The sequence below is a fragment of the Mangrovimonas xylaniphaga genome, from assembly GCF_001280435.1.
Classification (GTDB): Bacteria; Bacteroidota; Bacteroidia; order Flavobacteriales; family Flavobacteriaceae; genus Mangrovimonas_A; species Mangrovimonas_A xylaniphaga.
Map to the genome: position 1 here is coordinate 1354452 of NZ_LBIP01000013.1, position 23308 is coordinate 1377759.

General features: G+C 38.2%; 26 protein-coding genes. 2 read left to right on the plus strand and 24 right to left on the minus strand.

The window, feature by feature from the left end:
* The first annotated feature begins 147 nt into the window (after window positions 1–147).
* Together ZA06_RS05995 and ZA06_RS06000 are read left to right on the plus strand one after the other, a co-directional pair.
* Window positions 148–660 (plus strand): acyl-CoA thioesterase, encoded by a 513-nt coding sequence (locus tag ZA06_RS05995; RefSeq protein ID WP_053976467.1) that lies wholly within the window; start codon window positions 148–150, stop codon window positions 658–660.
* Between the two features lie 230 nt (window positions 661–890).
* Window positions 891–2294 (plus strand): hypothetical protein, encoded by a 1404-nt coding sequence (locus tag ZA06_RS06000; protein WP_053976468.1) that lies wholly within the window; start codon window positions 891–893, stop codon window positions 2292–2294.
* Window positions 2295–2367: 73 nt separating this feature from the next.
* Here ZA06_RS06000 and ZA06_RS06005 read toward each other — a convergent pair whose 3' ends face one another.
* The 24 genes from ZA06_RS06005 to ZA06_RS06115 all read right to left on the minus strand — a co-directional run bounded on the left by ZA06_RS06005 (window position 2368) and on the right by ZA06_RS06115 (window position 23278).
* A complete protein-coding gene (locus ZA06_RS06005; RefSeq protein WP_053976469.1) occupies window positions 2368–3594 on the minus strand; it encodes a murein hydrolase activator EnvC family protein in 1227 nt (408 codons plus the stop codon).
* Entirely contained in the window at window positions 3581–4366 is a 786-nt protein-coding gene (locus tag ZA06_RS06010; protein WP_053976470.1) for a DUF4292 domain-containing protein, read from the minus strand. Before ZA06_RS06010 ends, ZA06_RS06005 begins: the two co-directional genes overlap by 14 nt.
* Window positions 4367–4385: 19 nt before the next feature.
* Window positions 4386–5753 carry a tetratricopeptide repeat protein gene (locus ZA06_RS06015; protein WP_053976471.1) on the minus strand — a complete coding sequence of 456 codons (1368 nt, stop codon included), beginning with the start codon at window positions 5751–5753 and terminating at the stop codon, window positions 4386–4388.
* A gap of 39 nt (window positions 5754–5792) precedes the next feature.
* The gene (locus tag ZA06_RS06020; protein WP_053976472.1) at window positions 5793–6812 is read right to left on the minus strand and encodes a sugar phosphate nucleotidyltransferase; all 1020 of its coding nucleotides are present in this window, start codon (window positions 6810–6812) and stop codon (window positions 5793–5795) included.
* A gap of 39 nt (window positions 6813–6851) precedes the next feature.
* Window positions 6852–7286 carry a dUTP diphosphatase gene (gene dut / locus ZA06_RS06025; RefSeq protein ID WP_053976473.1) on the minus strand — a complete coding sequence of 145 codons (435 nt, stop codon included), beginning with the start codon at window positions 7284–7286 and terminating at the stop codon, window positions 6852–6854.
* A 47-nt stretch (window positions 7287–7333) separates the two neighbouring features.
* On the minus strand, window positions 7334–8794 hold the full coding sequence (locus ZA06_RS06030) for an oligosaccharide flippase family protein (RefSeq protein ID WP_053976474.1): 1461 nt from the start codon (window positions 8792–8794) through the stop codon (window positions 7334–7336).
* Window positions 8795–8881: 87 nt separating this feature from the next.
* Complete coding sequence (locus tag ZA06_RS06035; RefSeq protein ID WP_053976475.1) at window positions 8882–9400, minus strand: hypothetical protein; 519 nt, start codon at window positions 9398–9400, stop codon at window positions 8882–8884.
* 16 nt (window positions 9401–9416) lie between these two features.
* Window positions 9417–9875: a hypothetical protein gene (locus ZA06_RS06040; RefSeq protein ID WP_053976476.1), complete on the minus strand. Its 459-nt coding sequence runs from the start codon at window positions 9873–9875 to the stop codon at window positions 9417–9419.
* Between the two features lie 78 nt (window positions 9876–9953).
* On the minus strand, window positions 9954–10817 hold the full coding sequence (gene atpG, locus ZA06_RS06045; RefSeq protein ID WP_053976477.1) for an ATP synthase F1 subunit gamma: 864 nt from the start codon (window positions 10815–10817) through the stop codon (window positions 9954–9956).
* A gap of 68 nt (window positions 10818–10885) precedes the next feature.
* Window positions 10886–12466 carry a F0F1 ATP synthase subunit alpha gene (atpA, locus tag ZA06_RS06050; protein WP_053976478.1) on the minus strand — a complete coding sequence of 527 codons (1581 nt, stop codon included), beginning with the start codon at window positions 12464–12466 and terminating at the stop codon, window positions 10886–10888.
* A gap of 32 nt (window positions 12467–12498) precedes the next feature.
* Complete coding sequence (gene atpH, locus ZA06_RS06055) at window positions 12499–13038, minus strand: ATP synthase F1 subunit delta (RefSeq protein WP_053976479.1); 540 nt, start codon at window positions 13036–13038, stop codon at window positions 12499–12501.
* Window positions 13039–13045: 7 nt separating this feature from the next.
* Entirely contained in the window at window positions 13046–13546 is a 501-nt protein-coding gene (locus ZA06_RS06060; protein WP_053976480.1) for a F0F1 ATP synthase subunit B, read from the minus strand.
* Between the two features lie 79 nt (window positions 13547–13625).
* Window positions 13626–13817, minus strand: a complete 192-nt coding sequence (atpE, locus tag ZA06_RS06065) for an ATP synthase F0 subunit C (RefSeq protein WP_053976481.1) — start codon at window positions 13815–13817, stop codon at window positions 13626–13628.
* Between the two features lie 33 nt (window positions 13818–13850).
* Entirely contained in the window at window positions 13851–14927 is a 1077-nt protein-coding gene (gene atpB, locus ZA06_RS06070) for a F0F1 ATP synthase subunit A (RefSeq protein ID WP_053976482.1), read from the minus strand.
* Between the two features lie 114 nt (window positions 14928–15041).
* Window positions 15042–15431 (minus strand): DUF6168 family protein, encoded by a 390-nt coding sequence (locus ZA06_RS06075; RefSeq protein ID WP_053976483.1) that lies wholly within the window; start codon window positions 15429–15431, stop codon window positions 15042–15044.
* On the minus strand, window positions 15424–15657 hold the full coding sequence (locus ZA06_RS16750; protein ID WP_076662596.1) for an AtpZ/AtpI family protein: 234 nt from the start codon (window positions 15655–15657) through the stop codon (window positions 15424–15426). Before ZA06_RS16750 ends, ZA06_RS06075 begins: the two co-directional genes overlap by 8 nt.
* Window positions 15614–16021: a bactofilin family protein gene (locus ZA06_RS06080; RefSeq protein WP_053976484.1), complete on the minus strand. Its 408-nt coding sequence runs from the start codon at window positions 16019–16021 to the stop codon at window positions 15614–15616. The genes ZA06_RS16750 and ZA06_RS06080 overlap by 44 nt, the downstream gene beginning before the upstream one ends.
* A gap of 12 nt (window positions 16022–16033) precedes the next feature.
* Window positions 16034–18598: a type IX secretion system periplasmic lipoprotein PorW/SprE gene (gene porW, locus ZA06_RS06085; RefSeq protein WP_053977082.1), complete on the minus strand. Its 2565-nt coding sequence runs from the start codon at window positions 18596–18598 to the stop codon at window positions 16034–16036.
* 140 nt (window positions 18599–18738) lie between these two features.
* Window positions 18739–19446, minus strand: a complete 708-nt coding sequence (locus ZA06_RS06090) for an ABC transporter ATP-binding protein (protein ID WP_053976485.1) — start codon at window positions 19444–19446, stop codon at window positions 18739–18741.
* A gap of 11 nt (window positions 19447–19457) precedes the next feature.
* Window positions 19458–20936 carry a DUF5687 family protein gene (locus tag ZA06_RS06095; RefSeq protein ID WP_053976486.1) on the minus strand — a complete coding sequence of 493 codons (1479 nt, stop codon included), beginning with the start codon at window positions 20934–20936 and terminating at the stop codon, window positions 19458–19460.
* Window positions 20937–20983: 47 nt separating this feature from the next.
* On the minus strand, window positions 20984–21691 hold the full coding sequence (locus ZA06_RS06100; protein WP_053976487.1) for a hypothetical protein: 708 nt from the start codon (window positions 21689–21691) through the stop codon (window positions 20984–20986).
* Window positions 21688–22320, minus strand: coding sequence for a hypothetical protein (locus ZA06_RS06105; RefSeq protein ID WP_053976488.1), 633 nt, complete (start codon window positions 22318–22320; stop codon window positions 21688–21690). The genes ZA06_RS06100 and ZA06_RS06105 overlap by 4 nt, the downstream gene beginning before the upstream one ends.
* On the minus strand, window positions 22317–22940 hold the full coding sequence (locus ZA06_RS06110) for a hypothetical protein (protein ID WP_053976489.1): 624 nt from the start codon (window positions 22938–22940) through the stop codon (window positions 22317–22319). Before ZA06_RS06110 ends, ZA06_RS06105 begins: the two co-directional genes overlap by 4 nt.
* Entirely contained in the window at window positions 22940–23278 is a 339-nt protein-coding gene (locus ZA06_RS06115; protein WP_053976490.1) for a PadR family transcriptional regulator, read from the minus strand. The genes ZA06_RS06110 and ZA06_RS06115 overlap by 1 nt, the downstream gene beginning before the upstream one ends.
* Window positions 23279–23308: the final 30 nt, after the last annotated feature.

The window sequence follows — 23308 nt, forward strand, 5'->3', positions numbered from 1 at the left end:
AGTTTCATTTACACCCATTTCGATTTTAATTATTTAATTCTGATTTTCAGAGTGTATTGTTGTATGCAATGGTTTTAGGATAATTCATCCAATTTTTGGGTGATTGCCCAAAATCGCTTTACCTTTGCACCACTGTAAACAAAACCCATGGAAGCAAAAACACCTAGCTCTACAAGAACCGTTATGACCGATTTGGTTTTACCTAGCGAAACCAACCCTTTGAACAATCTTTTTGGAGGCGAACTATTGGCTAGAATGGATCGTGCTGCCAGTATTTCTGCCAGACGCCACTCCCGAAGAATTGTAGTAACGGCTTCCGTAAACCACGTAGCCTTTAATAGAGCGATTCCTTTAGGAAGTGTAGTTACTGTTGAAGCTAACGTATCCAGAGCTTTTACAAGCTCTATGGAAGTGTTTATAGACGTTTGGATTGAAGATCGTGAATCTGGCGAACGTACCAAAGCCAACGAGGCCATTTACACCTTTGTTGCCGTTGACGAAACCGGGAGGCCTGTAAAAGTGCCTCAGGTAACCCCTGAAACCGATCTTGAAAAAGAGCGCTATGCCGCTGCTTTACGCAGAAAGCAATTGAGTTTGGTGCTTGCCAAAAAGATGAAACCAAAAGATGCTACAGAGCTAAAAGCACTTTTCGAGGAATAATTTCTTTTCCTTCCGATAGTAGTTCCTACTTTTCATTCTCTTATTGCCGGATTGGAATTATATCCCTATACCCTGCATTTTCACTTAGTTTAAGCCTTTTTAAAAATTAAATTAAGGCCACAAAATGAGTCTTTTACAGTTTATCGATAAAACTTGTTGGAATACAGATATTTCTACAGTCTGTAAGGTATTTTTTATATGTTTGGCCAACTTCTAAAAACTATACCAACATGAAACAAAACACTTTACTCTATTGTTCCTTATTCCTGGTGCTTTCCAGTTGTGGAAAAAAAACCTTTGAACCTTTCTACACCACCAAACCTCAATTAGAACACATCCCAAGTTATGATAATGCAGAAGTCAACCAAGTGCCAGACACCAAAGAACTTGTGCTTAACGTTGACCTGAAAAAAGAATATCCGGTAAAATCTGAAGATTATTACAACAATCCAGGAGCCCAAAAGAATAAAAATGGTAAAGCTCCCTCCGTAATTATTGCTGTACCACAAACCAACGAGCAAAAAGACGTTACTACAGATAATATCAATACAAACGATTTTAATACCGACGGTTACTATAACCAAGCCGAACGCGCTATTGAACAAGCCCTATTGCGTCAAGGATTCAACGTTTTGGACCGCTCTAAATTTGAGGCCAAATTAAGAGACTTACGCGACCGCGCCAACGAACGTCCTTGGTGGTTTTCAGATTGGTCTGAGAAACTCCTTGAAAATGGCGAATACGATGTGGTTAAACAGGAATATAAAAAGCAATTGACCGACGGTAAAATTACACCACAGCAATACACCGAAGTAATTAGCGAAATAGACAAGGTGAGCCAACGTGGTTTACCAGGCAAAAACCGCGAAAAGGACAATCAGGAAATGACTGATATTGCTGAAGTGATTAGAGCGGCGCAAAACGGTGCTGACCAAGCCGATTATCTCTTCCAAATCAACCTTACCTTTGAACCAAAAAGCAAATCGCTTAACATATCCGATTATGAAAGTGCAGAGGAATTTGTAAGCCATCACGCAGGCCTTAGCTATGGTAGCATTCCAAACCAATTACCTGAATCTGTTTCACTAAAGTGGATGAAGGTCTTGTTTAATGCTAAATTGATAGACATTAACAGCGGTAGTATTGTTTGGTTAGGAACCTATGAAATTGAATCTTCTGCCGCAGATGGGTTGCAGTTGTCTTTCGATATCAAAAAATCGGTGAAGAACGAGAAGGATATTGAAGGGATGTTTAACAGCTACAATACCAAATTATACAGTCTCAACTACGACCTTACCAAACTGGAATCAGATTTGGATACCTATTACAATTTGGCCTTGAAAAAGACCAAATTGGGTAACAAACGTGAGTTGGAAAACTACAGCAACAACTTAAAACGCAATATTGCAACTGCGGAAACTTCTTATACGGCAAAACTTAACGAATACAAAAGCTTGATAAATAACCCTCCTAGTGTGGGGAGCAATGATTGGGAATATGTGTATAAGGTAAGCCAACCAGAATTGACTCCAGATTTCCAAAACGGTCAGGAATTACTAAAGCACCGCAAAGAATTGCTTAGAATTGTCACGCAGGACCTAATCAATACCATTAAAATAATTGATGCTTATTAAGCACACAACAGACATCAAAAAAAGGCCCTGTATCATTAATACAGGGCCTTTTTTAATCTTTAAAACTAATTGCTTACAACTTATTGATCCAATAAGCTGGATTTTCAAGTTTAGAATCTTTATATACCCTAAAATATAAAAGGGTTTCACCAGTTGTTTTATTGGTAAATACCTCACCAATGTCTTGTTTGGTGCTTACTTTATCTCCCTTGTTCACATAAATCTTAGACAGGTTTTTATACACCGTCATGTAATTACCATGTCGTAAAATAACTACTGGATTGGCATTTGGAATTACGATAATCTGCGACACCTCTCCCTCAAATACAGCCCTTACTTTAGCTCCTTTTTCAGTAGCAATCATAACGCCTTTACTATTTACAGCAACAGTTTTATCAATAATTGAAGGTTGTTTTCCAAAACGCATTTTTACAATACCGCGTTCCACAGGCCAAGGCAACTTACCTTTATTGGCCTGGAAACTTGCAGCTAAAGCTTTGGCTTCAGGAGTCAAGGCAAAAGACGATGAACTTGTCGACTTTCCTGCCTTCTTATTGGACGCCGCAATAGCCTCCTTAATCAAACGATCAATTTCCTTGTCAATCCTGTCAGATTCCTTCTGCTTTTGCTTTAATTCCGCATTGTATTTACTCATATTGCTGCGAATGGAAGCCATCAACACCTCATGCTCCTTCAGCTCTGCTTCCAATTCCTTTTTGGCAATCCTATTCTCCTCTACCAATTTTTGCTTTTCCTCCTTTTGTTTAAGCAATTGGGTATTAAGCTCCTGCAGTTTTAAGGTTTTCGCCTTTATCTCTTCTCCTTGTTGCTTTTGGTAATCTGTATATTGTTTGATGTACTGGAGTCGTTTATAAGCCTGTTTAAAATTGGAAGACGACATTAAAAACATGACACGACTCAATTGGGATTTACTCTTATAGGACTTCACGATCATGGCAGCATACTGCTTTTTCAACTCCTCCAATTGATCACGAAGCTCCGAAATTTCCTTTTGATTGGCATTGATATCACGAGTCAACAGATTGGCTTGATCGTTGGTAACCTTAATTAAGTTTTTACGCACGCTCACCTTATAGTTTAAATCCTCAACCAAAGTAATCACGTTCTTTTCTTTCTTCTTATTCGCAAACAACAAGCTGTTAAGTTGCTCCATTTCCTTTTTCAGCTGTTGGCGTCTAGCCTCCAATTGCCTTTGCTTATCGCTTTGTGCTTGGGAAAATGTGGTCCCAAGGAACACACAAATAATAAAAAGTAAGTAGGTTGGTTTAGTTAGCCTCATCAATCACAATCTCTTTAAATCCTTTAGGTATTTTGAATGGAAAACGTAATTCTTCGTTAAAGGTCACCGATTTATATTCCAAATCGATCGTTACGCCGTCATTGCCTTCAACTGCATTGATATGGACCTTTTCTGGCACAATTTGTTTATCTACGTCTTGGTAGGTTTGATAATCTATTTGAAACATTCTTCGGCTTGATGGCTGGTATAACTGTTGGGAATCCATTTTAAAGTGCTTTGGATTCAACAAATAGAACAGTTCTAAAACGGCATTCTGCTCTTCAGGTTGGAGTACGTATGAATTCTCATGTGTAGAGGCCACATATTTATTCGATTTATAACCAAATATAGGTTCGGCCAACAGAAGATTCTGCACCTTTTGGAAATCCAATTCTATACCCAACAGCTCACTCAACAAACGATAGTCGCCATCAAAAAACTGGTTGTTGATTTTATCGTAATACTTCACTTCATTTGGTGTGATCATAACTCTGGCAAGTCCCAAAGTGGCATTGATCCAAATCACTTTATCCTTTTCAATACGCAAATTGACACCGTAGGATTGCGTGGTGGCGCCTTCGATATAATCAATCTTTACTTTAGACTGAAAAGTCTTGAACTTCAATTCTTGTTTTGAATTCTCTTTTATAAGCTGTTTCGCCGTCACCTCTTTATTGAGTTCTCCCGAACTGCTTACCGTTAACGCCGATTTACAGCCTACAACAAGGCTCAACACAGCAGCTAACACAAGAGGTTTGATAACATTCATCATAGTTTAGGTTTATTGGGCATTACTCCTGCCCATTTTTCAGGGCTTCTGCTTTTTTGGCAAAGTTTTGGGCCTTTTGGGCATTCCCTTGTTTGCCGTAGGCAACACTTAATTGGGTGTAAAAATCGGATTCCATTTTTGGATCTTCAATCACATAATCCAAACCTGTTTCCAAGACTTCAATTGCCTGTTTGGCATAACCCATCTTGTTATTGGCCACCCCATTGATAAGATAAAAAATAGGTTGCGCCGGATACAACTCCAAGGCCTCGTTACTCTTGATAATGGCCTTTTCATTTTGGTTCATATCCAACTGCAACAAAAGTACATCCTTGATCAAATTGTAATTGCTAGGCTCTTCTTTCAAGGCTTGCTCATAATAAGTCAAAGCTTTTGCCTTATCGTCTGTTTTCAGATAATATTGCCCAAGTTCCTTTAGTGTCTTGGTGCTTTTATCATTGTCAATTAGAGTGACAACTTCCAACAATTCGCTTTCGTACTCAGGGTGTGTGCCTACAAAACCAACAAAGTCATTTAAAACTTTAGCTTTGGCATCTGGATTAATAGAGGAACTGGTCAATACAATTTCCATGGAATTCACCGCATTGTCCACTTGATTATCATCTAAATAGAATTTATATAGTGCCAAGTGTACCAATTGCGAATTTGGGTTGACTTCCAACAACTTTTTGGCTGTTTTGAAGGCCTTTTCCTTTTCACCACTTTCGCTGTAACGGTATACCAATTTTAAATAGTTGTCCTCATTCTCCGGATTCGATTCCAGACGTTCCTCAAGATTTTCTATGCGCTCATCATCATCTCCGGTAATGTTGTAGATTTGATTTCGCATATAATCCCGATCCTCACTAACGCCATATTCCTTATCCAATTCGTCCAGTAATTGCAGGGCATTTTTATACTTTTTGGCTCTAATGTAAAGCCCAACCAAATCATCCCCATAGGTAGGATGGTATTTCACCAATTGCTTAACCGTTTTTATGGCCTTGTCCACTTCATTCTGCTGAATGTAGACATCATACAATTCATCCAAATACCATTCGTTGTCTGGTTCTTTGGAAATGGCCTTTTTAAGTGCATCCTCTGCCGCTCCAAAGTTTTTTAGCTTGTTGTAGTTCTTCCCGAGTTCAAAATACAATACGGCATCAGAATCGTTTATTTTAAGACATTGCTGCAATGCTTCTACCGAACGTTGGTAGTTTTCAATTCCCTTTTGCTTTAGGGCTTCAAAAAAGTACTCTTGGTAAGCATCCTCTACATTGCCAAGGTCGTCATCTGGACGTTTGTTAAAATCTACTTGGGCATAGGTCTCTTGGGTTAGGCTTAAGGCCATTCCGAAAACAACTAGGCAACTGTAGATTTTTAATCTCATAACAAACCTTTTTTAATTTTTTTGATACACTTTCAGCAGCTATTCCAACACGGAATAATCTCCAATGCTAATCGCCTTGAAATTGCCATCATACACTACGTGATTTCCAATCATGGCTTCGTCTAAGGTAGCATTTTTAATGATTGTTGCATTCTGAATTAAACTATTTTTAACGGTTACATTATCCAGTACACAATCATTTCCAATAGAAACGTATGGCCCAACAGTTGTATTGTTGAGCACCACATTTTCCCCTATAAAACAAGGTTCAATTATGGTTGAATTTTTATTAATAACAGAATTGGATACCAATTGCTCCTCGCCATCACTAGCCAAGAACTCCAACATTTTTCCATTGGTTTCCACAGTTACGGCCTTGTTTCCACAATCCATCCACTCGTCTACCGTTCCCGTTTTGAATATCTTGCCTTCGGCCATCATACGCTTGATACCGTCATTGATTTGGTATTCGCCTCCATTCATGATGTTTTCATCCAACACTTCTTGAAGTTTCTGCTTCAGCACAGCCACATCCTTGAAGTAATAAATACCAATTACGGCTTGATCGCTCACAAAAGTTTTCGGTTTTTCAACCAACTCTACGATTTCTTCCTTGTCATTAAGGTTTACTACTCCGTAGGCTTCTGGATTATCCACTTTTTTGGTCCAAATTACGGCATCGGCTTCTGGATCTAGATTGAAATTGGCTCGAATCAAAGTATCGGCATAGGCAATTACGGCCGGCCCCGAAAGTGAGGGCTCTGCACTCATGATGGCATGGCCAGTTCCCAAAGGCTGATCTTGTCTGTAAATAGACGCTTTAGCCCCAAGGCCCTCAGCCAATTTAGTCAAGCTTTCAACAACATCATCCCCAAAAAAGGCTGGATCTCCCAATACAAAAGCAATCTCTTCAATTGGTTCTCCAAGTACTTTGGCAATGTCCTTTACCAAACGGTGCACTATAGGCTGTCCCGCCACAGGTATCAAAGGTTTTGGAACGGTTAATGTATGAGGTCTTAATCGGGAGCCACGTCCCGCCATTGGTACGATAATTTTCATATGCATTGCCCGCCTAAGCGGGGATCTTTTTATTAATTTTTATTTGGTTCCAGTACTTCCAAAACCACCTTCACCACGAGCTGTTTCAGAAAGCGTCTCTACTGGAATCCATTCGGCACGTTCGTGTTTTGCAATCACCATTTGGGCAATACGCTCACCATTTTCTATGGTAAACTCCTCATTGGAAAGATTCACTAGAATCACCCCCACTTCACCTCTATAATCGGCATCTACAGTTCCAGGTGCATTCAAAACCGTGATTCCCTTTTTGGCCGCCAAACCACTTCTTGGTCTTACTTGGGCTTCATAACCAATCGGTAATTCTATAAACAAACCGGTTCCAACAATGGTACGTTCCAAAGGCTTTAAGGTTCGAGGTTCTGATAAATTGGCTCGCAAATCCATTCCTGCCGAGGCTATGGTTTCGTAGTTTGGCAAGTCATGGCTGGATTTGTTGATGATTTTAATAGTCATAATTACAATATATACGTTGGGATGCCGCCACTAGCTCAGCATCTCATTTATTTTTTAAGAAATTGTTTGATTTGATTTTTTTCGGATATAACCACAATGCCCAAAAATACAATTAACAGCGCAATTCCAACAAAATAATTCCCTCTAAATCGGTAGAAAGACACAAATGCAAACAGAATAGACACCGACATATACAAGCCAATTTTTTTGAGATTGTACGGAATTGGATAGTACTTTCTTCCGAAGGCATAGGACAAAAGCATCATTATGGCATAAGCAGATAAAGTTGCAATTGCAGAACCTTTATAACTCATACTTGGGATTAGAGCAAAGTTAAGCACTAAGGTAATGATAGCCCCTATAATGGACACATAAGCACCGAATTTGGTCCTATCGGTTATTTTGTACCAAACAGATAGGTTATGGTAAATCCCCAAACAGAAATTGGCCAACAAAATGATTGGTACAATCCACATGGCTTCCCAATAATCTTCACTTCTAATAACAATAACTTTCAATACATCGGCAAAGACCACAACTCCCAACAGAATTAAAGATCCAAAAGCAACGAAAAACTCCAAAATTAAAGCGTAGTTTTTCTGTGGATTTTCGGTTTTGGCATGGCTGAAAAAGAAGGGTTCAATTCCCAATCTATATGCAGTTGCAAAAAGGGTCATGAACAAGGCCAATTTATAACAGGCCGAATACATCCCAATATCAGTTTCGGCAACGTTACTTGGCAACAGTTTGTCCAATAAAATACGGTCGAAGGTTTCGTTAATGGAAAATGCAATTCCGGCAACAAGTACAGGGAAAGCATATTTCAGCATTTGCTTTAACAAGCCTTTGTTGAAGTTGAACTTTACACGAAAGTAAAACGGCAGCATAAACAACAAGGTCACCCCACTAGCGATTAAATTGGCAGTAAATATATAGTTGATTTCAAAGTTGGGCTTATAAATGCCCTCAAACATCGAACCTTGCACAGCCAGCTCTTTCAAACCTAAGAGGAAAAACACGTTTAACCCCAAATTAATGGCTACATTCAAAATTTTAATAATCGCATAGCGCATAGGCTTTTGATTGGCCCTTAACCACGCAAATGGAATAATGACCAAGGCATCCAAAAGTAAAATCCAAATCACCAAATTAATGTAGGTAACATCGATATCTATGAAAGCGGCTATCTGGTTTTGAAACAACATAGCCAAAGCAAAAAACATAAAAGAAGATATCACCAAAGTAATGCTAGAGGTTCCGGTTACCGTTTCCCGGTCTTCTTCTTTGTTAAAAAACCTGAAAAAAGCGGTTTCCATACCATAGGCCAAAATAACGTTAAAGAGTACGAAATAGGAAAAGATGATATTTACTTTACCGTACTCTGCCACCGAAGATAATACCCCCTCACTTGTATATAAAGGAACTAGGATGAAGCTTAACATTCTAGGCAAAACCGTCGCAATGCCATAGACAAATGTTTGTTTAAAAAGTGATTTAAGTCCGCTCAAGGGTTAGATTTTGTTCGGCTAAATATACAGTTTTCAGAGTGGATATACAACGGACTAAAATTCCTTAAAAAGACTCACAAACTAAACTTAGAAACCCTTTAAATGCTCCATGAATTCAATAAGTACGGTTTTAACATGATTCATTGACTTTCGCTTTCTTATAGCAATAACCACCTCGTGATCCTTTAGTTGAAATGGATTGGAATAATTGGTATCAGGCTGTAACCTATCTTTTTGAATATCCAAAGAAATAACGGTTCTTAAAAGTTCATCTGGATAACTAGTCTTATGAAAACCAAGTTGAGCACTCACAGGTCCCCTAGCCTGCGCCACAGAATCCAAAGACCTCTTAACTTCATCACTAAATACATTGAATTGCATAACTTTTGGTTTAAAGGCTCCTGTGCTTAAGTACAAAGAATCGACTTCCAATTTGTCTTTATCGTTAAGTACAATCTCTACATTATAAGAATCATCATTTTGAATGTATGTCGCCCTAATGATTTCAACAGGTGACTTTTTGCTTATCTCATAAGAAGCAGTTTTATTTCCAGAGCATCCAAAGCAAACAATTACCAAAAAAACTAAAATATTCCGGATTAACATATTCTATGCTTTTAACCTAGTTTATAATCAGTTCAAAAATGGAATCATATTTCACCTTTACAGCACCCTCATGAAAGCTTTCTTCGTATGTACTGTAGAACTTTAGTGTATTATCAAAAATCGAATCTTGGTATTCCACAGGGAAATATAGATAATAATTGGTATCGGCAATTTCAGAATCCTTCATGGACATCCCCGCATATGGTTTTGTTGTACTGAAATAATAATGCTGTTTTACCGAATTGATAGTATCGAGTCTAACCATTTGCCCCTTAAAATAGATGCTATCCAGATGATCATATTGTTTACGAAATCGCAGCTTCATATGATACTCATTTCCCACAATATTATATCTGCCAGAAAAGAGTTTCAAGGATTCATTTTGAACAGGTTTATCTAGTTTAGAAGCTTGTCTAGAGCCAGAACAAGCCATAACAAACAAAGACAAAATGAGGAGGTAGGTTGGTCGTTTCATAAAGTAAATATAGCGCAAAAAACAAAAGCCCCACGAACGTGAGGCTTTTAATACTATTTATATATAAAACTAATATGCTTAGTTGTTCAAAGCTTCTGCTCCACCAACAATTTCTAAAATCTCGTTGGTAATAGCTGCTTGACGCGCTTTGTTATAAGTCAATTTCAATTGGTCTCTTAACTCAGTAGCGTTATCGGTAGCCTTGTGCATTGCCGTCATACGCGCTCCGTGCTCACTGGCAAATGAATCTCTAATAGCTTTGTAAAGCTGTGTTTTCAAAGATTTAGGAATCAATTGCTCCACGATTTCAAGTTTTGAAGGCTCAAAAATGTAATCTAAGTTTACATTGGCATCTGCAGATTCCATTGGTACAATTGGCAAAAATTGTTCAGTAATTACAATTTGCGTTGCAGCATTTTTAAAGCTGTTGTACACAATTTCTATCTTATCAAATTCACCAGCCACAAACTTATCCATTAAGTTTTGGGCAATTTGAGCTACGTTTTCAAAGGTTAAATCATCAAAAACATCGCTTTCATTGGCAATTACTTTATTGGTCTTTTTAAAAGCATCGTTCGCTTTTTTACCAATGGCCAAATAAGACACATCTTTACCGGCATATTTTTGAGCTACCAAGCCATTAACGGTCTTAATGATGTTTGAATTGAATGCACCACACAACCCTCTGTTTGAAGTCAACACCACCACAAGGACTTTGTTTACCTCACGTTGCTCAGAAAACTTACTTCCTGAATCGGCATCCAAAGTGGCACTCAAGCTTTGTAAAAGCTCGGTTAACTTGTCTGCATAAGGGCGCATAGCCGTAATTGCATCTTGAGCCTTTTTCAACTTGGCAGCAGATACCATTTTCATGGCACTGGTAATCTGCATCGTTGAAGACACCGATGATATTCTGTTACGTATTTCTTTTAAGTTTGCCATTCTATGCTAGAATAAAGTATGAGAATTGAGTAGTGAAGTACACATCACTACTCAATACTAAAATCTAATTATGCTCTAAATTTTGCTGAAAGATCTTTAGCTACAGCCGTCAATACATCTGTAACTTCGTCTGTCAATTTACCTGCTTTCAAAGTAGCCAATACATCACTGTGCTTAGCTCTTAAGAACTCAAGGTAATCTCTTTCAAATACCTTAACTTGGTCTACAGGCACGTCTTTCAACAAGTTTTTAGATCCAGCATAGATGATCGCAACTTGATCTTCTACAGTAAATGGATCGTTTTGTGCTTGCTTCAAGATTTCTACGTTACGCTTACCTTTTTCAATTACGTTCAAAGTAACAGCATCAAGGTCTGATCCAAACTTGGCGAAAGCTTCCAATTCACGGAACTGAGCTTGATCCAATTTTAAGGTACCAGATACTTTCTTCATAGACTTAATCTGAGCGTTACCACCAACACGAGATACAGAGATACCTACGTTAATTGCTGGACGTACCCCAGAATTGAATAAATCACCATCCAAGAAGATCTGTCCGTCTGTAATAGAGATTACGTTAGTAGGGATATATGCAGAAACGTCTCCCGCTTGAGTTTCAATAATTGGAAGGGCAGTTAAAGATCCTCCTCCTTTTACTACAGATTTCAAGCTTTCTGGAAGGTCGTTCATTTCTTTAGCAATGGCATCGTTGTTGATGATTTTTGCAGAACGCTCCAATAAACGGGAGTGTAAGTAGAAAACGTCCCCTGGATACGCCTCACGTCCTGGTGGACGACGTAACAACAATGACACCTCACGGTAAGCTACCGCTTGCTTAGACAAGTCATCAAATACAATTAATGCAGGACGACCAGTGTCTCTAAAGTACTCACCAATAGCAGCACCTGCCATAGGAGCGTACACTTGCATTGGAGCAGGATCTGATGCGTTAGCAGCTACGATAGTAGTATAAGCCAAAGCTCCTTTTTCTTCCAATGTTTTAGCAATATTCGCAACAGTAGACGCTTTTTGTCCTACCGCTACATAAATACAGTAAACCGGGTTTCCTGCATCGTAAAATTCTTTTTGATTCAAGATGGCATCAATACAAACGGTAGTTTTACCAGTTTGACGGTCACCAATTACCAACTCACGTTGCCCTCTTCCTACAGGAATCATGGCATCGATAGACTTGATACCAGTTTGCAACGGCTCGGTTACAGGCTCACGGTAAATAACTCCAGGAGCTTTACGCTCTAATGGCATTTGGTATGTCTCACCAGAGATAGCACCCTTACCATCGATTGGGTTACCCAATGTATCTACAACACGACCAACAATACCTTCACCTACATTGATAGATGCGATACGTCCTGTACGCTTTACAGTAGAACCTTCTTTAATTTCTTTAGAAGGGCCTAACAATACAATACCTACGTTATCTTCTTCAAGGTTAAGTACGATACCTTCCAATCCGCCTTCAAATTCTACCAACTCTCCGTATTGAGCGTTTGAAAGACCGTAAGCACGTACAATACCATCACCCACAGTTAATACTGTTCCTACTTCGTCTAACGAAGCTCCCGCTTCGAAACCTGATAGTTGTTGTTTTAAGATTGCTGATACTTCAGCTGGATTTACTTCTGCCATCTTTATTTATTTGTAAATAGATATAGTATATCTTAATTTAATGTAAATTCTCTTTTTAGTTTGTTCAAGTTGTTGGCAATGCTAGCGTTGTACTGCATGTCTCCAACTCGTAAAATGAAACCACCAATGATATCTTCATCGATGATGTTTTGAACCTCAACCTCTGTACCACCGGTAAGCTCTTTTACTTTAGCCAACACTTGGGCCTTTAAGGCATCCGTTAAAGGAACTGCTGTAGTTACCTTGGCAACTTGAATTCCTTTTAACACATCAAACAAATGTGTGTACTTATTTGCAACAACCTCTAAAAGGGCAATCCTTTTATTGGTTATCAACGTCTCTATTAAGTTTGTTGTAATTGCATTGGTGTTTTTGAACACTTCAGACAATACAGCTCTTTTTACAGATGATCTTACCACAGGGCTAAGAAGCATTTCACTTAAGTCCTTGCTTCCCGCAATAGTAGTAGCAATCAATTTCATGTCGTTGTTTACGGCATCGGCATTGTTGTTATCTGATGCTAAACTTAAAGCTGCCTTGGCGTAACGTACTGCTGCTCTTTCTCCTGCCATTGTAATCTTAGTTTAATGTTGCTTCACCCAACATAGACTCTACCAATTGCAATTGGTTGTCGTTGCTAGATAATTCCTTACGCACCACTTTTTCTGCGATTTCAATAGACAAACCAGCTACTTGGTTTTTCAACTCTTCCATAGCGGCTTTCTTTTCGCTTTCAATAGCAGCCTGAGCTTGCTCGATAATTTTTGTTGCTTGCGCCTGAGCCTCGTCTTTGGCATCATTAATCATCTTCGTTTTCATGTCGCGAGCATCTTTCAACATAGCTTCGCGCTCAGCACGAGCTTCGTTAAGGATACGCTCATTGTCTGCCTTAAGGTTTTCCATTTCCTTACGGGCATTGTCTGCTGCAAATAAGGCGTCTTTAATTCCAGTTTCACGCTTTTCAACCGCATCCAAAATTGGTTTCCAAGCAAACTTCTTTAATAAAAACACTAATCCAACAAACAATAACAATTGCCAGAAAAACAGACCTACTGAAAATTCACTAATTAACTTCTCCATTTATATTTATGTTATAATCTAATTCTTTTAATAATTAAACAACAGCTGCAACCAACCGTTACAGCTGTTAGTTTTGTTGTTATGCCGCGAAAAGGGCAGCAAATCCAATACCTTCAATAAGGGCAGCTGCAATAAGCATAGCTGTTTGGATTTTTCCAGAAGCTTCTGGTTGACGAGCGATAGCGTCCATAGCTTGTCCACCGATTCTACCGATACCTAAAGCAGCACCGATAACGATCAATCCAGCTCCTACAATGTTTGGAATAGTCATAGTATATATATTAAATAATTAAACATTCAAATTTTAGTGGTCGTGGTGCTCTTCTACAGCCGAACCAAAATACAATGCAGATAACATTGTAAAAATGTACGCTTGTAATGCTGCTACCAACAACTCCAACAACGACAACACAAATGCCAAACCAAATGACAAGGTGCTACCAACCCAATTTTTGAAGATGAACATCAACCCGATGATACTCATCAATACAATGTGACCAGCAGTTATGTTGGCATACAAACGAATCAACAATGAAAACGGCTTGATGAAAGTTCCCAACAATTCAATTGGCGCTAAAATGATTTTCATTGGCACAGGTACACCTGGCATCCAGAAAATGTGTTTCCAGTAATTTTTGTTTCCTGAAAAAGTTGTAATTAAATAGGTAATCAAAGCCAAAGCAAAAGTTACCGCAATGTTGTTGGTTACGTTCACCCCAAGCGGCGTTAACCCTAATAAGTTGATGATCCAGATAAAGAAGAAGATAGTCAACAAGTAACTCATATAACGCTTGTAATGCTTTTTCCCAATGTTAGGAATTGCAATTTCATCTCTTACATATATAATGATAGGCTCTAAGAAACGACCTATTCCTTTTGTCATTTGACCATTTTTGTAAGTCTTTGCCATTCTTCCGAAAACGAAAAACATCAACAACCCAACAAGAAATACAGTAAATACGTTTTTAGTGATAGAGAAATCCAACGGTTTTACATTGGTTGCGTGGTGATGCTCGTCATAAGAAATCGTTCCTTCAGCATCTGTCTTGTAAATTTTACCGTGGTATAATTTGTAATACTCACCTCCTACTTCGGCAACAGATTCACCATGGTGCAACTTTGAAGACGAAAACACCTTCAAACCGTTGTCAAATAAAATTACAGGAAGAGGAAACCCAACATATTTGTGCTCTCCAGCGTCATTAGTATAAGAGAACAAACTAAAATCATGAGAGTCCAACAAGTGGTGATCAATATACTCCTTGATCTCCGTTTTTAAATCTTTTCCTTCCTCATGATGTCCTTCTTCTTTAGCAAAAGAAAATGCGGTTACAAAAAAGAACAGTAAACAAATTGTTTTTAACGAAATTACGTTTTGCATATCACTTAATTAATAGTGGCCTAAAAATTGGTGCAAAGGTATGCTTTTCATTCAAAAGCAAAAAACAAAATTTCACAATATTTTTGAATTAATTTGAAGAAGTAAAAAAAGGGGTTAATCCAAATTTTTAAGAAGCTTTAACACACCAAAAGCTTCTGTAACCAAACAAGTTACATAAGGAACGAAAAAAGTGACAAATTCCACTCTGGTAATTTGTCCGTCCACGGAATATTTTGGATAAAAGACAATAAAAAACACGGCAAACTTCAATAAGCTACCTGCCATGAACAAAAACCCCATTTGGTCTTTAAGTTTTTTCCTAAAAAAATAGAGCCCATATAAAATGGCCAGAGCCAAAAGGACATTCACCACATAAGCCAAAACAATATAATTGGCAAAGACCTCATAATCCAGTTGCCGCAATAACATGGTATGTATAAAAAAAACAATTGCCGAAGCAATTGTTATTTGTATTGTAGATTTTACCAGAATGTCCTTATTCATTTAATTTATTGATTTGCTTTAGCACGACATACAAAGAAATACCTACCCCCAACAGTGTTCCAACTATTAAAAACAGTTTTCCACCGTCGGTGTATTTTGTATCCAGCCATTTGCCCAACATGACAAACAGATAGATAGTAATTCCCATCTGAAAAGCAACCCCGCTTAAAGCTGCAAGGTTCTTAAGCTGATTTTTGGGTTTCTTGGGTGTTTTTTCGTTCTCCATTATTAGAACCTTTCATTGCGCAGGTCGCATTAAACGTAGCACCAGGTTCCACAGCCAACTTACCAACTTCCGCTTCACCTTCTACAACTGCAGACGATTTTAGCGACAAGGTATCAGTCAACACCAATTTACCAGAAAAGCTACCTTCAATATCGGCGTTGGCGCTCTTTAAAGTACCATTAACAACACCGGTTCTGCCGATAACAATTTTTCCTGGGGTTTTGATATTACCTTCTACTGTACCTTCAATTCTGAAGTCTCCTTCACCAACAACATCACCTGTGATGGTAGTGCCTTTAGCAATGGTGTTTTGCTGTGATATACCTTCTATTGCCATTCTTCCTTTTTTTTGTTCCGAAAACATAGGGTTAAGTTTTTATTGGGATTGTAAATATTCGTTCACATTTTTATGCATCTGCACAATTCCATAATTAGGTGATGAAATCGCGAAATGCTCACGTTTTATTTTGTATTTCTTGCCTTCCAAAATCTCCGCCAATCCAAGCGCACCATCTATACTCTTTAAACCGTGGACTACCACAAATTTAGTGTCCAAGGTATACATATCTGTTGAAACGGATAAATTTAGATAATTCACTTTTTCAATGGCTTCTTCCAATTTCTTGGCGAATTCTTCCATATCCTCTTGCTCGCTAGCTTCAAAAGAATAGATTAAATTGAAATTAGTTGCAGACTCATTTGGCACAAACTGCTTATTGGCCAAAACAGGAATCACCTTTTCCATCAATTCCTGGGCACGTTTTCCTTCATCAGAATTTGGATAGGTAAGCGCTGTATAATTCACTCCTTCTTTATAAGCTTCAAAACCATAGAGCCTTCCCTTGGCCGAAGCCTTTAAAATCTCAAACTTTGGCACCATGGCATCGCCTTCCAGCTCCCGAATGTATTCGTCACAAAGAGCAATGGTCTCCAAATAATTTTCTGCTTCAAATTCCTTATACGTCTTTTTATAAAGATTCTCCGGACTATTTTCATCGCTCGCCAATTCCGATCTTGGATTCAGCAATATCTCGGCATAACGAGAATCTGGATGATTGGCAACAATGTCGTTTTTCATAGCCTCAGCTTCCGGGTTCATTTCCAAGGCTAAATAAATTTTATACAAATTATATTTAGAAGGCAAGATCAAACGCTCCTCAGGATTGCTTTGCAACAAACTTTCCAACTTATTTTTAGCCAATTCGTTTTCATCAAATTTCTCCTTGTAAATAATTCCCAACTGGTAATACGCAAAGTTGCGCTCCTTGATCAAACTATCAATCACCTTTTGGTCTGTTGGTATTTTGGACAGGTAGAATTCCGGATCGTAAAGCTCTGATTCGCTTGCGCCTTCAGCTAGAGCCACATCGGCAGCGCCATCTACCTTAGCCACTTTATTGGAAGACAACCTCCAATTGTCCTGCAACATTCGGTCTCCCCATATTTTTGAAAACTCATTTTTCCCGTAGGATACCGTTGTAGGGTTGTAAAAATAGAACGTTTGCTTTTGTCCGTTGGCATTGCCCCCTGGAGGCATCAAAGAATTCCTTGAAGATGGATTATTAGGGTTATTGGTGGTTACCAAACCTGCATTTACGCGATTGGCAATTTCCTCTTGCTTGGCACGCTCCTCTTCCGCCTTTTTCAATTCTTCTATATAAGCACTGAACACCGCCAAACGTTCGGCTTCGCTCATATTTACCAAGCTAAGAATACTATCATTTGTTTGGGCAATATCTTCATAAAGAATGACATCATCCAAGTTATCACGCTTACGTTTGATAGTGCGATACGGTTTGGTTCTTGGCTCCAAATTAATCAAGGTACTATCATAATAGGCCCCTGCATTTTTGTACAACGCCATATCAAAGTTCATATCCCCCAAAATGGAATAATCGAAAGCTCTTAATTGTTTATCCGGAGTATTGATTCGTAAGGATTTGTTGTAATTGGCAATCGCCATACTATCTTCACCTTTTCCTCTGTGATATTCTCCAATTCGGTAATAGATTTTATCCAAAAACGGACGGTTTTCACGATTCTTTTCCAAATCGGCCAGATACTCTTCAAACTCAACCACTTTCAGAGAATCCGTTACATTTGAATTCTTGATTTTCTCAAGATGTGCATTGATATAATAAGGTCGTGGAATTTTACGGTGCATATCGATAATCTTATCGAAAGCCATATTGGCACTATCCACTTCACCTAGCGAATTGTATAGCTGCCCAATGATATAGTTATAACGCGCCTGTTCTGTATTCTTTTTGGTAACTGCGGCCGCAATTTGCAGTTGGGTTATGGCGCTGTCTGGCGATTTTGTATTGATGTAAGCCTGAGCCAAACTGGACGTAGCATCTGCCAGATCCTGATCTTCCAATTCGGTCTGCTCCAAAAGACGCTTCAGATTTTTAATGGCCAACTCATTATTCTCCAACCTAATGTTGGTCTTCTCTCTCCAAACTTTGGCTGTATTAATTTTGTCACTAGCCGCATGTTTGTAAAGAATATAGTTGAAGGCTTCCAGCGCAGGAATAAAACGCTGATCGTAATAACGTGCCTGACCAAGCAACAAGTAAGCTTCATCAATTTGAGGGTTGTATTCTTTCCCCCGAATGTTCATCCCGTGTTTTTGAATGGCCTTGATGGCTTTTTCTTCGGCTCTTTCAAAACTTGGATTTTTGGAATCCCCAGGCATGATCACCTCTTCAAACACTTCCATGCGCTCCACGGGAAGTAAATTCCAATAATCGTCGGTATAGGCATCGTTGATAGCATCACGTCCTTGTTCCAAAGCAATCTCCCCATTATAGAGAATATTGTATTTGGTACCCATTGCATGAAAGTTTCGGTTCATGAACTTATCCTTCTTACGGGAACATGAGGTTGCAATTACCGAAACACCTAGTAACGCTATTATGATTTTAGAAGTTGTTTTCAACCTTGCCGACATTTGCTTCATAACATAACAGGAATCTAGCCTGCATATTATGTGTTGGCTGTAAAAATAAGCATCTTTTTGAATTATTGAAGTCTCTTTAGATGAAATCTGACCTCAACTACTGAAAGTCCAAACTTTCCCTACAAGGTGGCCGAACCTGCAAAATATCCTTCCAATTCCTTAAGGGTTGCTGTGTTGGTAGCCATGTCCTTGATCACTTCTCCTTTTTCCAACACCACAATACGTTCACATACATCGGTGACGTGCATTAGGTCATGACTGGAAATAAGCACTGTGACATCTTTGGTTTCGGCAAGATCTTTTACAATGGCCTTTAATCTAATCTGCGTGGTAGGATCTAAATTGGCAAAGGGCTCATCCAAAATCACCACTTTAGGATCACCAATTAAAGCAGCCACAATCCCCACCTTCTTTTGGTTTCCTTTACTTAAGTCTCTTAAATACTTCTTCTGATTTAAAATTTCGTCATGGAAAAAATCAACAAACTGCTTCACAAAAGTATCCACATCGGCTTTGTTTTGACCTCTCAATTCACCAATGAAATAGAAATACTCTTCCGGCGTTAAATACCCAATCAAGAAACTTTCGTCAATAAAGGCAGACGTAAAAGGTTTCCAATCCTCACTTTGGCTTACGCGAATATTATTATTCTTGATGTAGCCAGTCGTTGGCTGAATTAAATCCAACAACAGACTAAAATAGGTGGTTTTACCTGCCCCATTATTTCCTACCAAACCAAAACTCTGGCCTTTGGAAATATTCAGACTATCAATATTCAATACGGTTTTGTCGCCGTAACGTTTTGTAAGTTGCGATGTTTGAATCATAATCCTTTATGTTAACTGTCTTGACTAAAGGCGTCAATCATTTTATACTTCGACTCTAAATATTTTGAGGTGATAAAACCCATCATTTTTTCATGAAACACAATTCCTATCAAGCCTAACACTATTAAAACCACACAGGCTATTTCAAAATTGGCCACAAAATAGACCAAGCCAAAAATTGCCAAAGGAAGGAACATAAGCGGAAAACCAATTATCCACTGAACTGCACCCGTTCCCTGATAATTAAATGCCGCCCGTTGGTTTAGATCTATTTTCTTTCGGTTGAAGGAACCTCCAAACAACATGACATGTGTGTTAATTCCAACGTTATATACCGCTGCCGCAAAATGCGCCAATAGAATCTTCCAGCCAAAATACACGTATGGAATACTCAACACAAACAGCACAATCACACTGGCCGTCATCAACACATATTTAGACCTCAAATATTGTTCATATTTTATGTTTTGAGCCATCAGCATTTTGTAATAACCACTATCCCATGCTGGGATAAACTGTCCAAAATTGATAAGGAAGATTCCCGTAACGAAAATCCCGATAAAAGCATAAAACCAAGGCATATTGGCATAGTCAGGATTCGGGTAAAAAAACAAGCCATATACTAAACCAATTACCAAAATGAATGCCGACGAGCGTGGACGCTTATTCCTCCATATCAATTTTAAATCCATTTGAATGAAGGGCGCCGTATCTCCAAAATGCCGGGTCCAAGCCATTGTTGAAGCCTCCACCTGCTGCACTTTGGTTTTTAAAGAATGATCTAAATACAACTGTGCTTTGAGCAACTTGAAATTATAAGCATAAAGCAAAGCTAAAATCAACAACGGCACTACCGACCAAAGAGGGTTAGAACCCACCACCGTTAAAAATGAAGCAATGAGTCCGCTTATAGAAACAATGTTGAAATAATTAAGCACAAACAAGCCCCCTACCAGCACCAATATTGGCAGATAGGACAATTCCGTTTCAGAGGAAAGGCTTTCAATGATAAAGTTTAAAAAATTGACAATAAGTGTAAAAAGCAATATAGCAAAGCCCCAAACAATTACCGAACCCAAGTCATGTCCACTTCTTACCAACATAAACCCAAAAGGTACTACAATAAACAAATGCAGAAAATTGAAAAACGACAACGCCGATTTCCCCAACACATAGTTGACTACTTGACGTCGCTTAACCGGCAACAGCAATAAGGGTTTCACTGCCATTACAGGCAGCTTTTGAAAAAAGAACCGAATGAACAGATCCATTAAAAACCAATAAAACACAAAATTGTTCACGATTACAAATGGATACTGATCTGGAAACACCTGTTTTAGACCCGGATATAATGCCAAGCCCGTGGCCAAAAGAGTAACAATCATCCATAATGCCAAAAGCACCATGAGTATTTTAAGAACCATTCCTTTTCCAAAACTCGCCGATCTGAAAAAAGATTTAATTTCTAGGGAGACAAAGTGTTTTAGCATCTTTTGTTTGGGTTAGCGACTCATTAGTAACCAATATACCTAAAATGTTACACCAGAGTATATTCCGGGTACATTTTTTTCATGTTTTCTTCCATGTGTTTAGGAATATAAAACGCTACCAAATACATTACAAAACCATAAAACACAACAAAGGAAGAGCCAATCCAAAGTACCCATGGATTATCAAAATTTAGTTCAGTACGATTATGAAAATGAAGCAAAAACTGTAATGGTATTTGCAATACAAAACCTCCTGTTCCAAGGCTCAAGATAATATCCTCAAACAAGTAGTGTTTTTCCTTGGATTTTCTACGTTTTTTAACACGTGATCCAAATCGCCATATTTTAAACACAGGCAACAAAAACAATAAACAAACGAAGCCATAAAAAATAGTTCCACTATAGGGAGAAAACTTCAACAACATTTGAACCATTAAAACCAAAGCAACCGTCATGATGATTTTAGGCAACCTAAAATACTGTTTGAACAGCCGCCATACTTCTTTCCAATAATATTTTGTCAAGGCTTTGGTTCGTTGTTCCACCACATCCTGAAAACCAAAGACTCCAAACTTCTTAAACTCTATATGCAAAGCATCTTCAAATGTTCTCAAAGGATGTTCCTCCCATTGCGCTTCTATGCCATTGGCCAAATGATCCACCAACTCAGTTTGTATATCGTAGTGCACCACAAAATGTTGCCGCGTGAAAGCGTAAAGCTCTTGGATTCTATCTTCTGTAATGATTGGTTTCATGAAATTGTTTCGTATTTCTTTTTATAAAACTGATAATTCTGGAAGCCCAATTGAAGCAACAAGAAAGGAACCGCAACTCCAAGGGAAATCTTGAATATTGCCATATCACCTTCACAAGCTAAACACCTAGAAAAAGAAGGAAAAAATGGATTTGCAATTTGATAGTAAATTACGACATATAAACCAATTCTTTCCAAATAAGAATAGCGACGTTTATAAACCTTATAATCTATCAAATACAATAATGGCAAAGACACTGTCAAGAAAATGGGAAAATGTCTTAGATAATTTGAACCATTAACCGCCCACATTATTTTAACTAAAAAGTAACTCCCCAAAACAACCAACACCCCTCGCCAAGAACAAATATTTTTCGCAAGTTGCTTCAACAATTTTTTATCAGCACTTCGGTAATATTGCCTACTCTCCTTTATCAAACTCTTTTTATTTTCGGCCATATACCATTTAAAAGCGTTGTAAAAATCAATCCCATCTTCAGACATTCTTACCTCTATTTCTGAAGCCACATGGTCCACCATTTCCATACGGATATCGGCAAAACGCACATCAGAATTCTTTAAATAGGTGTCTATAAATTGTATTTCTTCTATCGATAAGGTTGGTTTCATGAAATTGCCTGGTATTTGTTTTTGTAAAACTGGAAGTTCTGAAACCCTAATTGAAGTAATAAAACTGGAATCAAAACACTTAGTACAACGAATATATAAGAATAACCTCCCAAAGGCCCGTCAACAAAATAATTAAGTGCAATACCAATATACTGAGGTAAAAATATTAAGTAAAAACCTATGCGTTCCAACGATGAGAATCGAACACGCGTCTTTCTAGTTAAACCGAAATAAACTGTCATCGCCAATATGCATATCGACACGGGAAACATTAGAACATATTTAGAACTCATAAATTCAAAAAGAATTCCTACCAGCCCCAACACCACAATTACAAGCAATGAGCCTTGCAAGGAATACAGATTCCTCAACATTTGCTTGAACAGTTTTTTCTCCGATTCCATCAAATAATTTCTGTTCTGTTTTAACAGACTCAATTTGTTTTCAGCCATATACCATTTAAAAGTGTCGTAAAAATCACTTCTGGCTTCGGACATTCTTACCTCTATCTCAGAAGCCACATGGTCTACCATTTCCATACGGATATCTGCAAAACGCACATCGGAGTTTTTAAGATAGGCATCAATAAACTGAATCTCTTCTTTAGATAGCACTTCCATTACTCCAAACTAAATTTAGGATTCACCAAAGCCTGCATGGTTTTAATGTAGTTTTCCAATTCCGATAATTTATTGGCTGTTTCCTTGGTGCCAGACTCCGTAAGCTTATAGTACTTTCGCATACGGTTGTCCACTTTTGCCACTTCAACATCCAACAAACCATCCGCTTCCAACTTATGAAGCGATGGATACAAAGCTCCTTCGGTAATTTTAAGTTCTCCGTTAGTTAGCTCCTTTACCTTTTGGGTAATTTCGTAACCATACATCTTATCATTTTCACTCAACAATTTTAAAATGATGGTGGTCAAACTCCCTTTATATAATTTTGAATTGCTCATAACATTTCAAATATATACATAAATTTCTTA

What these genes read in the sequence shown, in the direction of transcription:
- ZA06_RS05995 (WP_053976467.1), top strand. Translation starts at nt 148, where the DNA reads ATGGAAGCAAAAACACCTAGCTCTACAAGAACCGTTATGACCGATTTG.
- ZA06_RS06000 (WP_053976468.1), top strand. Translation starts at nt 891, where the DNA reads ATGAAACAAAACACTTTACTCTATTGTTCCTTATTCCTGGTGCTTTCC.
- ZA06_RS06005 (WP_053976469.1), bottom strand. Translation starts at nt 3,594, where the DNA reads ATGAGGCTAACTAAACCAACCTACTTACTTTTTATTATTTGTGTGTTC.
- ZA06_RS06010 (WP_053976470.1), bottom strand. Translation starts at nt 4,366, where the DNA reads ATGATGAATGTTATCAAACCTCTTGTGTTAGCTGCTGTGTTGAGCCTT.
- ZA06_RS06015 (WP_053976471.1), bottom strand. Translation starts at nt 5,753, where the DNA reads ATGAGATTAAAAATCTACAGTTGCCTAGTTGTTTTCGGAATGGCCTTA.
- ZA06_RS06020 (WP_053976472.1), bottom strand. Translation starts at nt 6,812, where the DNA reads ATGAAAATTATCGTACCAATGGCGGGACGTGGCTCCCGATTAAGACCT.
- dut (WP_053976473.1), bottom strand. Translation starts at nt 7,286, where the DNA reads ATGACTATTAAAATCATCAACAAATCCAGCCATGACTTGCCAAACTAC.
- ZA06_RS06035 (WP_053976475.1), bottom strand. Translation starts at nt 9,400, where the DNA reads ATGTTAATCCGGAATATTTTAGTTTTTTTGGTAATTGTTTGCTTTGGA.
- ZA06_RS06040 (WP_053976476.1), bottom strand. Translation starts at nt 9,875, where the DNA reads ATGAAACGACCAACCTACCTCCTCATTTTGTCTTTGTTTGTTATGGCT.
- atpG (WP_053976477.1), bottom strand. Translation starts at nt 10,817, where the DNA reads ATGGCAAACTTAAAAGAAATACGTAACAGAATATCATCGGTGTCTTCA.
- atpA (WP_053976478.1), bottom strand. Translation starts at nt 12,466, where the DNA reads ATGGCAGAAGTAAATCCAGCTGAAGTATCAGCAATCTTAAAACAACAA.
- atpH (WP_053976479.1), bottom strand. Translation starts at nt 13,038, where the DNA reads ATGGCAGGAGAAAGAGCAGCAGTACGTTACGCCAAGGCAGCTTTAAGT.
- ZA06_RS06060 (WP_053976480.1), bottom strand. Translation starts at nt 13,546, where the DNA reads ATGGAGAAGTTAATTAGTGAATTTTCAGTAGGTCTGTTTTTCTGGCAA.
- atpE (WP_053976481.1), bottom strand. Translation starts at nt 13,817, where the DNA reads ATGACTATTCCAAACATTGTAGGAGCTGGATTGATCGTTATCGGTGCT.
- atpB (WP_053976482.1), bottom strand. Translation starts at nt 14,927, where the DNA reads ATGCAAAACGTAATTTCGTTAAAAACAATTTGTTTACTGTTCTTTTTT.
- ZA06_RS06075 (WP_053976483.1), bottom strand. Translation starts at nt 15,431, where the DNA reads ATGAATAAGGACATTCTGGTAAAATCTACAATACAAATAACAATTGCT.
- ZA06_RS16750 (WP_076662596.1), bottom strand. Translation starts at nt 15,657, where the DNA reads ATGGAGAACGAAAAAACACCCAAGAAACCCAAAAATCAGCTTAAGAAC.
- ZA06_RS06080 (WP_053976484.1), bottom strand. Translation starts at nt 16,021, where the DNA reads ATGTTTTCGGAACAAAAAAAAGGAAGAATGGCAATAGAAGGTATATCA.
- ZA06_RS06090 (WP_053976485.1), bottom strand. Translation starts at nt 19,446, where the DNA reads ATGATTCAAACATCGCAACTTACAAAACGTTACGGCGACAAAACCGTA.
- ZA06_RS06095 (WP_053976486.1), bottom strand. Translation starts at nt 20,936, where the DNA reads ATGCTAAAACACTTTGTCTCCCTAGAAATTAAATCTTTTTTCAGATCG.
- ZA06_RS06100 (WP_053976487.1), bottom strand. Translation starts at nt 21,691, where the DNA reads ATGAAACCAATCATTACAGAAGATAGAATCCAAGAGCTTTACGCTTTC.
- ZA06_RS06105 (WP_053976488.1), bottom strand. Translation starts at nt 22,320, where the DNA reads ATGAAACCAACCTTATCGATAGAAGAAATACAATTTATAGACACCTAT.
- ZA06_RS06110 (WP_053976489.1), bottom strand. Translation starts at nt 22,940, where the DNA reads ATGGAAGTGCTATCTAAAGAAGAGATTCAGTTTATTGATGCCTATCTT.
- ZA06_RS06115 (WP_053976490.1), bottom strand. Translation starts at nt 23,278, where the DNA reads ATGAGCAATTCAAAATTATATAAAGGGAGTTTGACCACCATCATTTTA.